Genomic DNA, 13,109 nt, shown 5'->3' with positions numbered 1-13,109 from the left:
TCTTGTTGTCCTTATTCCCGCTTTGCATTACAATATCCCGATAAATCGGGATGATTTCCATTACAATCGGGGCTAATCAGGATTTGCCTTTTGCATCATTCACTTTAAAAACCTGAAAATCAACACTCCAAAAAATAAAATTTCAGGATAATGCTATCTTTTTAGCTTTTCTGCAAAAAAAGTAGCAACCAAAAACAAATATTTCCTATTTTTAACAAAATCATTACCTATTAACATTACAAATTATTCCTAATCATGAAGATTCTAAAAGTACAAGCATTACGCGGACCTAATATCTGGAGTGTACAACGCAAAAAATTAATCCAAATGCGATTGGATTTAGAGGAAATGGAACAATTTCCAACAAATAAAATCGAAGGTTTTCGCGAACGCATTGAAGCCATGTTTCCTACCATGATTGAACACCGTTGTTCAGAAGGAACGCGTGGTGGATTTTTCTCCAGAATCGAACGTGGTACTTGGATGGGACACGTGATTGAACACATCGCTTTAGAAATTCAAACCTTAGCCGGAATGGAAACCGGTTTCGGAAGAACCAGAGAAACTAAAACACCCGGAATATACAATGTTGTGTTTAGTTACACTGAAGAAAATGTTGGCATGTTCGCCGCCGAAAGTTCCGTAGCCATAGCCGAAGCTTTAATAGCCGGAACCGATTACGACGTAGAAGCCGATATCCAAAAAATGCGTGAAATTCGCGAACAAGTGCGTCTCGGACCTTCAACCGGAAGTATCGTAGACGAAGCCGTAGCCAGAGATATTCCTTGGATAAGATTAGGAACTAACTCCTTAGTACAATTGGGTTACGGTGTAAACCAAATGCGTTTCCAAGCCACAATCACTTGCAAAACGAGCAGCATTGCAGTAGATATCGCGTGTAATAAAGAACAGACGAAACGCATGCTCGACTTAGCTTCAATTCCTGTAGCGAATGGCGGAATTTGCGTAGACGAAGTAGATTTAGAAACTACCATTAAAAAAATCGGCTACCCCATCGTAATCAAACCCTTAGACGGAAACCACGGAAAAGGCGCTTCTATTAATGTGGTAACTTGGGAAGATGCTGTTTCAGGTTTGGCTTACGCTCAAAAATACAGCCGCAGGGTAATTGTAGAAAAATTTATCACAGGTTTTGACTTTAGGGTTTTGGTGATTGACAATAAATTGGTCGCTGCTGCCAAAAGAGAACCGGCTCACGTAGTTGGAAACGGAAAAGATACTATTCAACAATTAATTGAAGAAACTAATAAAGACCCGAGACGCGGTTACGGACACGAAAATGTTTTAACCCAAATCGACGTCGACAGAGATACGTTAGACTTACTGGAAAAACTAAACTATACCGTTGATTCTGTGCCAAAGAATGGAGAAATCGTTTATCTAAAATCGACTGCCAATCTCAGTACAGGAGGAACTTCCATCGACGTAACCGATATGATGCATCCCGAAAATATCTTCCTTTGCGAACGCATTTCAAGAGTAATCGGATTAGACATTTGCGGTGTTGATATCATGGCTGAAAATTTAACCCAACCGTTGAAAGACAATGGCGGTTGTATCTTGGAAGTCAATGCGGCTCCGGGTTTCCGCATGCACTTAGCACCAAGCGAAGGTTTACCGAGAAACGTTGCTGCTCCGGTAATCGACATGTTGTATCCACCGGGAAAACCAAGTCGCATTCCGATTATAGCCGTAACCGGAACTAATGGTAAAACCACCACTACCCGATTATTGGCACATATAGTGAAAAATAACGGCTACAAAGTTGGTTTCACGACTTCCGACGGCATTTATGTCCAAAACCACATGATGGAAAAAGGCGACACGACCGGACCACTTTCTGCCGAATATATTTTAAAAGATCCAACGGTCGAATTTGCCGTATTAGAAACCGCTCGTGGTGGAATTTTACGTTCCGGTTTAGGTTTCAGCCGTTGTGATATTGCCATTATTACCAACATACAGGAAGACCATTTAGGTTTGGCAGACATTCACACTTTAGACGATTTAGCTCGCGTAAAAGCAACGGTTGTTCGCGCTGTCAAAAAAGACGGTTGGGCAATTCTAAACGCGGAAGACGAGCAATGCTTGAAAATAGCCAACGAATTGAGTTGTAACATCGCCTATTTCAGTATGGACGAAAACAACCCAAAAGTACAACAATTTGCAAAAGAAGGAAAGACAGTAGCGGTATACGAAAACGGATACATCACCATCAAAAAAGGTGAATGGAAAATCAGAGTAGAACGTGCCACTCACGTTCCGTTGACTCTAGGCGGAAAAGCCAAATTCATGATTGCCAATGCTCTTGCTGCCACTTTAGCTGCCTATTTACAAGGATTTAAAACAGAAGATATTAGTTTGTCATTGCAAACGTTTATTCCAAGTGCGGCGCAAACTCCGGGTCGTATGAATATTTTTGATTTTAAAAAATTCAAAGTTTTGATTGACTTTGCACACAATCCGTCGGGATATAGAGGTGTGGAAGAGTTTTTAACTTCCGTAGATGCGACCAAGAAAATCGGAATCATAGCCGGCGTTGGCGATCGCCGTGACGAAGACATCAGAGAATGTGCTACCATTGCCGCTCGTATGTTTGACCACATCATCATTCGCCAAGAAAAATACTTACGCGGCCGAACCGAAGAAGAAATTATCGGACTAATTATGGAAGGTATTAACGCTTCAGGAAGAACCGTAACACACGAAATCATAGCCAAAGAAGTTGAAGCCATCAAACACGCAATAAACAGCGCACAAGAAGGAACTTTCATCACGGCACTAAGCGACGTAGTAACCAATGCCATTGACATTGTTCAGGAATACTTGGACAAAGAAAATGAAGATGGAAATATTTAGAAATTAAAATTCCAAATAATAAATTCCAAATTCCAGCAGGTTTTTGGGATTTTTTCAAACCACAAAGCAATGAACCAACTCCACAAGCTCTTAAATCAAATCGAAAGCCACATTCCCAATCTCGAAAAGATAAATCCTTCTGTTTCTCAATCTTGTATTGGTTGGCAATTAGATCATAGTTTGATCGTAATTAATAGTGTTGTAACACAAATAAAAAGCTCCAACCCGGAAAATTACAAATGGAAATTCAAATGGATTCGAACCTATATCCAAATCACCAATAAAATTCCAAGAGGCAAAGTAAAAGTACCAAAATCTGTTAGTCCTGTTGACGTTGCCACAGCGGAAGCATTAAAAGCCAAATTGGAACAAGCCCGAAAAGGTATTGCCGATTTGGAAAAACTTCATTCCAACAGTTATTTCACGCATCCGTTTTTTGGAGATTTGAACTTAAAGACCACTATTTGGTTCCTGAAACTGCACACCAATCACCATTTAAAAATTGTCACTGATATTATAAGCAATGGATAATTTTAACAAAATAGATTGTCCTTTTTTTATACATTTACGGCGCTAAATTTCAACCTTATGAACAATAAAATATGGGTGGCTTTACTATGCTTTGTAGCCACAACTGCTGTAGGTCAACTTAAGAAAATCACACTCGAAGAAGCTGTTTTACAACAAGGTCGCGCTTTCAGAGCTGACGGCTTAACCGGTTATCAATGGATTCCAAATACCAATAGATACGTATTCTACACCGATGCTTGGACCAAAATGAAAACGGCATCTGCTGCTAATGATACAGCAACAGAACTGGTTACTTTGGCTGACTTGAATACCGCATTGGGAACCAAATTGAGAAACTTCTTTGGTTTACAATGGGTTGACACCAACAACTTCTTGATAACAGAAAATGGTAAATATTACAGTTACAACCTAACCACAAAAACCGGCAAATTAATCCTTCAAGCACTTGAAACTGCTGAAAACAATACTTTCGACAGCAATAAAGTGAACTTGGCTTTTACAGAAGGAAATAATCTGTACTTCTTGAACAATAAAGGAGAAAAAGTTACGGTAACCAACGAAAGCAATAAAGGAATCGTATCCGGACAATTTATTGCTCGTAATGAGTTTGGCATTAGCAACGGAATCTTTTGGTCACCAAAAGCATCATTTTTAGCTTTCTACCAAAAAGACGAAACCGAAGTAGCCGATTATCCTTTATTAGATATAAACGAAACACCGGGAAAATTAGTCAACATCAAATACCCAATGATTGGTCAAAAAAGCGAGAAACCTAGAGTTGGAATTTACAATTTGACTACTCAAAAAACAGTTTTCATCACACCAAGAGGCAACCAAGATGACTATTTGACCAACTTGTCTTGGACACCGGACGAAAAATACGTTTTGATTGCCGAATTGAATCGCGGACAAAATGATATGAATCTGAATCTGTATGATGCCAACACAGGCGCTTTTATCAGAACCATTTTAAACGAAAAAAATCCTCGTTGGGTTGAACCGGAACACGATGCTTTTTTCCCGAATTCGAAATCCAATAACTTTGTTTGGTTCAGCGAAAAAGACGGTTTCCCTAATCTGTACTACTACGCTATCGAAGGAAAATTAATCAAACAATTGACCAATAACCAATTCGTTGTGCGTGATATCATTGGCACCAATACTGCCGGAACGGAAATTTATTTCAAAGCCACCGGACCAAATCCAACCAACATGTTGGCTTACAAAGTCGATTTAAAAGGCAAACAAACTTTAATCACCAAAGACCAAGGTATTCACAATGTAATTCCGAGCAGCGATGGCAATTGGTTTTTTGATGAATTTTCAAACCACGATACGCCCTCAAAATCATTGTTGTATGACAAAAGTTTGAAAGCCAAAACACTTTTGGTGAGCAAAAACAAATACGATGGTTACGAAATCGGAACAGCCGAAATCAAAACCATCAAATCAGCTGACGGAACAACCGATTTATACACACGTTTGATTAAGCCGAGTAACTTTGATCCAACCAAAAAATACCCGGTATTAGTCTACGTTTACGGCGGACCACATGCGCAAATGATTACCAATTCGTTTTTAGATGGTGCCAATTTGTGGATGTATTGGATGGCAGAACAAGGTTATTTGGTTTTCACGGTTGACAATCGCGGTTCGGACAACAGAGGTTTTGCTTTTGAAAGCATCATTCATGGAAATTTAGGTGTAAACGAAATGGATGACCAATTGAAAGGTGTCGATTATTTAAAATCGCTTCCTTTTGTTGACGGAAATCGCTTGGCGGTTCACGGTTGGAGTTACGGCGGATTCATGACCACTTCTTTGATGTTGCGTAAAGCCGATACCTTTAAAGTAGGCGTTGCCGGCGGACCGGTAATCGACTGGAAATGGTATGAAGCCATGTACGGCGAACGTTATATGGACACACCAACTGAAAACCCTAAAGGTTTTGAAGAAACTACCGTATACAATTACGTAAAAAACCTAAGAGGCAAACTGCTTTTAATTCACGGAACAAACGATGATGTCGTGGTGGAACAACACAATTTATCGTTAGTAAAAAAGTTCGTTGAGGCCGGAAAACAGGTAGATTATTTTCCTTACCCAATGCACAAACACAATGTAACCGGTAAAGATCGTGTGCATTTAATTCAAAAAGTACTGAACTACGTGATTGATAATAATAAGTAGGAGCTATTTCCCGCTTTCGCCTTTATCTCACTCCGTAAACTACGTGAGGATATCGGCTCTATCGGGGCTAAAAAATCCCAAATTCCAATTGTCACACTGTCCCGAAACTTCGGGAGTCGAAGTGAATTGGAATTTGGGATTTCTTATTCGTGATTAAAATTGTTAGGTTTTCTGAGGTTTCTTTCTCGCCGCCGGAAATAATACATTGTTCAAGATCAAACGGAATCCGGGTGAAGTTGGATGCAAGTCTAGCACTGTTGGCTCATCACCTACTCGATGTTGGTAATCTTCCGGATCATGACCGCCGTAGAACGTGAAAAATCCTTTTCCTTTTTGACCATGGATATAACGCGCTTCGTCATTCAATTCATTTTTACCCAAGGTCAACACATTGGATTTAATCAAATTGCTGTCAAATGCTGTCGTTTGTCCCATAAAACCTTTGACCAATTGGGTATGATTTTGGCACAACATACTCGGAATCACATCCCATTTGGCTGAAAATTCCATTAAAGTGAAATAGTCTTTTTCGAAAGGAATACGACGTTTTTCGGTCATATCAATATCCGAGAACTCATAGTGTTCCGGTTTTCTATCTAAAATAAAATTCTTGAAAGCAAAGGTTCTGCTGTAATCAATTTGTGATTGGTAATTGGCATCGCTGTTGTCGCCATCAAACATCGGTTCGCAAATATCAACACCTTCGGCAGAAAGTGCAATATCAAAACTATCTGTTGCCGAACACATCGCAAACATAAAACCGCCACCAATTACAAAGTCGCGTATTTTTTTGGCTACCGCTAATTTCTCTGTCGACACTTTAGGAAAACCTAATTTCGTGGCCAAAGCTTCAGCGGATTTCTTTTGTTCGATATACCAAGGTGCGTTTCGGTACGCTCCATAAAACTTTCCATATTGTCCGGTAAAATCTTCGTGGTGCAAGTGCAACCAATCGTATAAAATTAATTGGTCACTAAGCACTTCTTCATCATAAACTACTTTAAACGGAATCTCGGCATAAGTCAACACCATCGTTACCGCATCGTCCCAAGGTTGTTTTCCCGGTGGCGAATAAACCGCAATCTTTGGGGCTTTTTCTAAAACAACGGTTTCCATATTCTGCGACGGACTCGCGATTTCGGCTAAAATATTCTGCATTTCTCCATCGGATACCACTTCAAAACTTACGCCTCGGATTTGACATTCTTTGCGAATTTCAGCCACATCGGGTAACAAAAATGAACCACCGCGGTAGTTCAGTAACCAACTCGCTTTGTATTGCTTGTCTAAAGCCCAATAAGTAATTCCGTAGGCTTTTAAGTGGTTTTTCTGTGATACTTCATCCATTGGTAACAATAAGAAATTCGCCTTTACAGAAAAGGAAATCAGTATTAGAAATATATAGAGTGACTTTTTAAACATTTGTAGCCATATTTAAATTCAAAGATAACAGAATTACTGTGAAGAAAAACATAAAAAAAATCCCGATTACTCGGGATTAATATTTTTAGAATGGAACGTCGCTGTCGTCATCGTTTCGGTTGATATTGCTACCGAAAGCTTCGTTGGGTGATGGTAAATTCTTCGTCATAAACGGATTGTCATCGTGGTTCATTTTCGAAGGCAAATCGTCAAATCCGCCGCTATATTCTTCTAAGTTATCGAACTTACCAAGGTTTCCAATGAATTTCAGTCTGATATTTTCCAACGAACCGTTACGGTGTTTTGCGATAATAAATTCGGCCTGACCGGCAGTTGGCGATTGTTCGTCATCATCCCATTCGTCAATTTTATAGTATTCCGGACGATAGATAAACGATACGATATCGGCATCTTGCTCAATCGCACCGGATTCACGTAAGTCGGACAATAAAGGTCTTTTACTCGAGCCACGAGTTTCCACGGCACGAGACAACTGTGATAACGCAATTACCGGAACTTCTAATTCCTTGGCAAGAGCTTTTAAGTTTCTCGAAATGGTTGAGATTTCCTGTTCACGGTTTCCGCCGCCTTTGCCATTACTTCCGCCTGCGGTCATCAATTGAAGGTAATCAACTATAATCATCTTGATGCCGTGTTGTGACGACAGACGTCTTGCTTTGGCTCTTAAATCGAAGATAGAAAGCGATGGCGTATCGTCAATATACAAAGGTGCTTTTTCTAAATCTTTTACTTTGGTAGACAATTGCTCCCATTCGTGTTTTTCCAGTTTTCCGGTTCTTAGTTTTTCTGATGACAAACCGGTTTCTGAGGAAATCAAACGGGTGATTAACTGTACCGATGACATCTCTAATGAGAACAAAGCTACCGGATGACCGAAATCAATGGCTATGTTTCTCGCCATCGACAATACAAAGGCGGTTTTACCCATACCCGGACGAGCCGCGATGATAATTAAATCGGATGGTTGCCAACCTGAAGTCACTTTGTCCAGTTTTTCAAAACCGGTTGCGATTCCGCTCAAACCTTCTTTATTAGCGATTTCTTCGATTCTTTTCTTGGCTTGGATTACCAAACTTTGGGCAGTTTCTGAGCTTCGCTTGATATTCCCTTGGGTAACTTCGTATAATTTGGATTCGGCTTTGTCTAACAAATCGAATACATCGGTTGATTCATCATAAGATTCTTCGATGATTTCCGAAGAGATTTTGATTAAGCTTCGTTGGATGTATTTCTGAAGAATAATTCTCGAGTGGAATTCAATGTGTGCGGAAGACGATATCTTTTGCGTAAGCTGGATTAAGTAAAAATCGCCACCGGCTAAATCCAACTTCGCACTCTTTTTTAATTGAGCCGAAACTGTTAATAAGTCAATGGGTTGAGAATCTGTGAATAACTGAAAAATCGCTTCAAAAATGTGTTTGTGAGCGTCTTTGTAAAAAGCATCGGGTTGGAGAATATCAATTACCTCATCGACGCCTTTTTTATCAATCATCATCGCACCCAACACCGCTTCTTCCAAATCCATCACTTGTGGCGGGAGTTTTCCTTTTTCTAAGTTGATGATGGTAGTTTTATCTACTTTGATAGGGTTAATATTTCTGAGATTTTCCATGAAACGAAAGTAGCAATTTTAGCCAAATTTTTGGGATTGAGTTATTCAAAGCCAATGTTTATAAGTTTGTGTTTTTTGTTAACAACCAAAAAAAAATCCGAAACCATTGGGCTCCGGATTAAGATATATTTTGTGAGAATTTATTCCTTGTATTCGCCCATCTTGCTGTATTTGTCCATCCTTTGAGACACTAATTCTTCTGTTGATAAATCTTTCAATTCGTTAAACGCTTTCATGATATATTGTTCAACAGTTTTAAATGTAGTTTCTTTATCGTAATGAGCACCACCTAATGGTTCCGGAATCACATCATCAACTAGTTTCATCTTTTTCATGTCGGTTGAAGTCAGTTTCAAGGCTTCGGCTGCTTGTTCTTTATATTCCCAGCTTTTCCATAAAATAGATGAACAAGATTCAGGAGAAATAACAGAATACCAAGTGTTTTCCATCATCAATACTCGGTCACCAACGCCTATTCCTAGAGCGCCACCTGAAGCACCTTCTCCAATAATTACACAAATAATCGGCACTTTTAAACGCACCATTTCCAAAATATTTCTGGCAATCGCTTCTCCTTGTCCGCGTTCTTCAGCTTCCAATCCTGGGAATGCTCCCGGAGTGTCAATAAGGGTTACTACAGGAAGATTAAATTTTTCCGCCATTTTCATCAAACGCAACGCTTTACGATAGCCTTCAGGACTAGCCATACCGAAATTACGCAACTGACGCATTTTAGTATTGATTCCTTTTTGTTGTCCAATTAACATGAAAGATTGACCGTCAATTTTGCCTAAACCACCAACCATGGCTTTGTCATCTTTGAAATTTCTGTCGCCAAACATTTCTAAGAAAGTGCCTTTGGTTAAATTAGTAATATGCTCTAAAGTATAAGGTCTGTTAGGATGACGTGATAATTGTACACGTTGCCAAGCGGTTAAATTTTTGTAGATTTTCCTTTTGGTTTCCTCTAACTTTTTTTCAATTTGTTTACAAGTAGCGGTGACATCAACATTGGATTCGGCACCGATGATTTGACATTTATCGAGTTGATCTTCTAATTCCTTGATAGGAAGTTCAAAATCCAAATATTCCATAGGGTTGTTTGTTTTGTTTAATCGAATAGCAAATATAAAATTTTAAATTGTGATAAAAAGCAATTCTGCCGGATTAGTTTTAAACAAAAATTAACCTTTGACTAACCTTTATTTAATGACGCCTTTCTACTTTTTAGAATAGCATTTAAAATTACGGTTAATAAAATAATAGCGGCTCCGATATAAAATTCGAAACTCATTTTTTCTTTTTCTTCGAAGATTAATACGGCTAAAATAATTCCGTAAATAGGTTCCAAATTGATAGTAAGCATTACTGTATACGGACTTAAAAACTTCATTACTGCGGTTGAAGCAATAAAAGCATAAGCGGTACAAACCGAACTCAATATCAATAAGTACATTAAATCTTTAGCGGAAAGTTGAAAGAATTCAGGTTTGAAACTGCCAAAAAATAACAAGAGAAAAGAGAAAAACACTACGCCACCACTGAGTTCATAAAAGGAAATCACGGTGGCATCATAAGATTTGACTAATCTACTGTTTATTACTGCAAATAAGGCAGAAAGGAAGGCAGAAATCAAAGCAAATCCGATTCCAAATAGGTATTTATTTCCACCATTAAATATGGCTTTAAGTAATCCCTCTGTTCCGGTATCCGCGGAAATAGCGACGAAATACAATCCTATTATCGCAACAAGTCCGGATAGCAATTCGTACCAAACTATCTTTTTACCATATAAAATCGGTTCGAGTACAGAAGCAAATAAAGCGCCGGTGGAAAGACAAGCCAAAGTAATGGAAACATTGGAGATTTTAATCGCATGAAAAAAGGTAAACCAGTGCAAAGCAATTATCAATCCCGAAAAAAGGAACTGCATCAAAATCTTCATCGGTACTTTTAACGGCAACTTTTTGTAGTAAATATAAATGGCAATAAAGCCAACAGCAAAAAGCATTCGGAACCAAACCAAAGGCAAAGCATCAAGGGTAATTAAGGCACCAAGTATGGCTGTAAATCCCCAAATGAATACAATCAAGTGAAGATTTAAATAGCTTTTTAGATTATCGTTTGGCATTTCTTAAAAGATAAATCGCTAAGAGTCCGAAAACAATATTGGGTGTCCAAACCGCCAACATTGGTGGTGCTGTTGATTTTTCAGCCAAAACCCCAAAGACTTTATCTAAGAAGACAAAAGCAAAAGCCAATACAATTCCGATAGCCAAATTGGCTCCCATTCCGCCACGTCGTTTCATGGCCGAAACTGCTACCGCAATAATGGTTAAAATAAAAGCGGAAACCGGAATACTGTACTTTTTGTAAAGCACTACCATATAGGTGTTAATATTTGACGAACCACGGGCTTTTTCTTTGTCGATGAACTTGTGCAATTCATTTAGCGGTAACGTTTCCGCTATGTAAACCACCGGTGTTAAATCTTCTAAATCAAAGTTAAAAACGGTATCCTTTTTTTCGCCTCTTTCAATGATATCACCAAATTCACCTACTTTTCTTTTACTGTAATTGAACAAAGTGTAGTTTTTGGTTTTTGGATTCCACTTGATTCTGTTGGCGACCAATTTGTATTTTAATTTGTCTCCTTCAAATTTCTCCAGAGAAAAGTTGAATGCCATTTTAGACAAGTCATTGAAATTAGTCACAAAAAGATATTCGTCTTTGCTTATTTGGCGAAACACATCTGAATTGTCTCGAACCTCATTGCGTCCGTTACCAATTAAGTATTTATACCTGAAATTCTTAAATCCGGCACTGGCACTTGGCACTAAAAAAATACTCATAATCAGTGCAAATATGGATATGATAGTAGCACCGACTATATAAGGGCGCAAAAATCGAGAAAAAGAAATCCCAGAGCTTAAGATGGCAATAATCTCGGTGTTGTTGGCCAATTTTGAGGTAAACCAAATCACCGAAAGAAATAAAAATATAGGAAATAATAAATTGGCAAAATAAATCGTGAAGTCAAGATAGTACCAAGCAATTTCTTTGAAAGGCACTTTGTTTTCAATCATTCTGTTGACTTTCTCCGAAACATCAATCACAATTCCGATAGGAATAAACATTAGCAACATCACGGAGAATGTGACTAAGTAACGTTTTAGGATGTATTTGTCAATTATTTTTAGCATAGTTATATGTTGTGAGTTGTATGTTGTAAGTTGCTGTTCTTTTAACCAAGAACCTACAACTTAGAACCTACAACTTTAAAGCCTTTGGCTCATTTGTTTTACCATCATGTCTTTCCAAGTTCTGAAATCTCCGGCTAAGATATGTTTTCTGGCTTCACGAACCAACCACATATAGAAACCTAAGTTGTGTATGGTTGCAATTTGCTTTCCAAGATATTCATTGGCAGCGAACAAATGACGTAAATAAGCCTTTGTATATTCGGTATCAACAAAAGTATGTCCCATTTCATCTACCGGAGAAAAATCGGCTTCCCATTTTTTATTCTTAATATTGATAGAACCATGAGCCGTAAATAACATTCCGTTACGAGCGTTACGTGTTGGCATCACACAATCGAACATATCAATCCCTAAAGCGATGTTTTCCAAAATATTAATTGGCGTTCCAACACCCATTAAATACCTTGGTTTGTCTTGGGGTAATATAGCGGTTACGACTTCGGTCATTGCATACATTTCTTCGGCAGGCTCGCCAACAGACAAACCACCGATGGCATTTCCTTGTGCACCGGCATTGGCAATATATTCTGCTGATTGTTGGCGTAAATCCTTATAAGTACTTCCTTGAACTATTGGAAAAAATGTTTGTTCGTAGCCGTATTTAAAAGGCAATTTTTCCAAATGATTGATACAACGGTCTAACCAACGGTGTGTCATGTGCATCGAGCGTTGTGCGTATCTGTAATCACATGGATAAGGCGTACATTCGTCGAAAGCCATAATGATATCGGCACCAATGGTACGTTGGATTTCCATCACATTTTCAGGAGTAAACACGTGATACGAACCATCGATATGCGATTTGAATTTTACGCCTTCTTCTTTGATTTTTCTATTGGCCGAAAGCGAATACACCTGGTAACCACCGCTATCGGTTAAAATATTCCTATCCCAGTTCATGAACTTGTGCAAACCACCGGCTTTTTCAAGAATTTCGGTTTGCGGGCGAAGGTATAAATGGTAGGTATTCCCTAGGATAATATCGGGATTGATTTCTTCTTTTAATTCGCGTTGGTGTACTCCTTTTACCGAAGCTACGGTTCCAACAGGCATAAAGATTGGGGTTTCAATTACGCCATGGTCGGTTGTAATACTTCCGGCACGCGCACTTGAATTGGGATCTTTGGCTAATAAATCAAATTGCATAAGTTTCTTTTACAGTCGGCAAAGATAAAAGAATTAGGAATTAG

At 38.7% G+C, this 13,109-nt stretch carries 9 protein-coding genes; 3 read left to right on the top strand and 6 right to left on the bottom strand.

What is annotated here, in order from left to right; translation table 11 throughout:
* Nucleotides 1-255 precede the first annotated feature (255 nt).
* From cphA to C8C84_RS09395, 3 genes are all read left to right on the top strand, one after another.
* Nucleotides 256-2,880, top strand: coding sequence for a cyanophycin synthetase (cphA, locus tag C8C84_RS09405; protein WP_121313355.1), 2,625 nt, complete (start codon nucleotides 256-258; stop codon nucleotides 2,878-2,880).
* A 69-nt stretch (nucleotides 2,881-2,949) separates the two neighbouring features.
* A complete protein-coding gene (locus C8C84_RS09400) occupies nucleotides 2,950-3,411 on the top strand; it encodes a DinB family protein (protein ID WP_121313353.1) in 462 nt (153 codons plus the stop codon).
* 57 nt (nucleotides 3,412-3,468) lie between these two features.
* Nucleotides 3,469-5,601 carry a DPP IV N-terminal domain-containing protein gene (locus tag C8C84_RS09395; RefSeq protein ID WP_121313350.1) on the top strand — a complete coding sequence of 711 codons (2,133 nt, stop codon included), beginning with the start codon at nucleotides 3,469-3,471 and terminating at the stop codon, nucleotides 5,599-5,601.
* 162 nt (nucleotides 5,602-5,763) lie between these two features.
* Here C8C84_RS09395 and C8C84_RS09390 read toward each other — a convergent pair whose 3' ends face one another.
* The 6 genes from C8C84_RS09390 to tgt all read right to left on the bottom strand — a co-directional run bounded on the left by C8C84_RS09390 (nucleotide 5,764) and on the right by tgt (nucleotide 13,065).
* Nucleotides 5,764-7,023 carry an asparagine synthetase B gene (locus C8C84_RS09390; protein WP_121313348.1) on the bottom strand — a complete coding sequence of 420 codons (1,260 nt, stop codon included), beginning with the start codon at nucleotides 7,021-7,023 and terminating at the stop codon, nucleotides 5,764-5,766.
* Between the two features lie 85 nt (nucleotides 7,024-7,108).
* Nucleotides 7,109-8,656, bottom strand: coding sequence for a replicative DNA helicase (dnaB, locus tag C8C84_RS09385; RefSeq protein ID WP_121313346.1), 1,548 nt, complete (start codon nucleotides 8,654-8,656; stop codon nucleotides 7,109-7,111).
* A gap of 140 nt (nucleotides 8,657-8,796) precedes the next feature.
* Nucleotides 8,797-9,750: an acetyl-CoA carboxylase carboxyltransferase subunit alpha gene (locus tag C8C84_RS09380; protein ID WP_121313344.1), complete on the bottom strand. Its 954-nt coding sequence runs from the start codon at nucleotides 9,748-9,750 to the stop codon at nucleotides 8,797-8,799.
* A gap of 101 nt (nucleotides 9,751-9,851) precedes the next feature.
* Nucleotides 9,852-10,787, bottom strand: a complete 936-nt coding sequence (locus tag C8C84_RS09375; protein ID WP_121313342.1) for a DMT family transporter — start codon at nucleotides 10,785-10,787, stop codon at nucleotides 9,852-9,854.
* On the bottom strand, nucleotides 10,774-11,859 hold the full coding sequence (locus C8C84_RS09370) for an LptF/LptG family permease (protein WP_121313340.1): 1,086 nt from the start codon (nucleotides 11,857-11,859) through the stop codon (nucleotides 10,774-10,776). Before C8C84_RS09370 ends, C8C84_RS09375 begins: the two co-directional genes overlap by 14 nt.
* A gap of 75 nt (nucleotides 11,860-11,934) precedes the next feature.
* Complete coding sequence (gene tgt / locus C8C84_RS09365) at nucleotides 11,935-13,065, bottom strand: tRNA guanosine(34) transglycosylase Tgt (RefSeq protein ID WP_121313338.1); 1,131 nt, start codon at nucleotides 13,063-13,065, stop codon at nucleotides 11,935-11,937.
* Between the last annotated feature and the right edge of the window lie 44 nt (nucleotides 13,066-13,109).

Source organism: Flavobacterium sp. 102 (assembly GCF_003634615.1).
Taxonomy (GTDB): domain Bacteria; phylum Bacteroidota; class Bacteroidia; order Flavobacteriales; family Flavobacteriaceae; genus Flavobacterium.
Note: the sequence above shows the minus strand (reverse complement) of the source record. Positions and strands in the feature narration are given on the sequence as shown.

Excerpts from the sequence above, each read along its gene's own strand:
- cphA (WP_121313355.1), top strand. The coding sequence starts at position 256 with ATGAAGATTCTAAAAGTACAAGCATTACGCGGACCTAATATCTGGAGT.
- C8C84_RS09400 (WP_121313353.1), top strand. The coding sequence starts at position 2,950 with ATGAACCAACTCCACAAGCTCTTAAATCAAATCGAAAGCCACATTCCC.
- C8C84_RS09395 (WP_121313350.1), top strand. The coding sequence starts at position 3,469 with ATGAACAATAAAATATGGGTGGCTTTACTATGCTTTGTAGCCACAACT.
- C8C84_RS09390 (WP_121313348.1), bottom strand. The coding sequence starts at position 7,023 with ATGTTTAAAAAGTCACTCTATATATTTCTAATACTGATTTCCTTTTCT.
- dnaB (WP_121313346.1), bottom strand. The coding sequence starts at position 8,656 with ATGGAAAATCTCAGAAATATTAACCCTATCAAAGTAGATAAAACTACC.
- C8C84_RS09380 (WP_121313344.1), bottom strand. The coding sequence starts at position 9,750 with ATGGAATATTTGGATTTTGAACTTCCTATCAAGGAATTAGAAGATCAA.
- C8C84_RS09375 (WP_121313342.1), bottom strand. The coding sequence starts at position 10,787 with ATGCCAAACGATAATCTAAAAAGCTATTTAAATCTTCACTTGATTGTA.
- C8C84_RS09370 (WP_121313340.1), bottom strand. The coding sequence starts at position 11,859 with ATGCTAAAAATAATTGACAAATACATCCTAAAACGTTACTTAGTCACA.
- tgt (WP_121313338.1), bottom strand. The coding sequence starts at position 13,065 with ATGCAATTTGATTTATTAGCCAAAGATCCCAATTCAAGTGCGCGTGCC.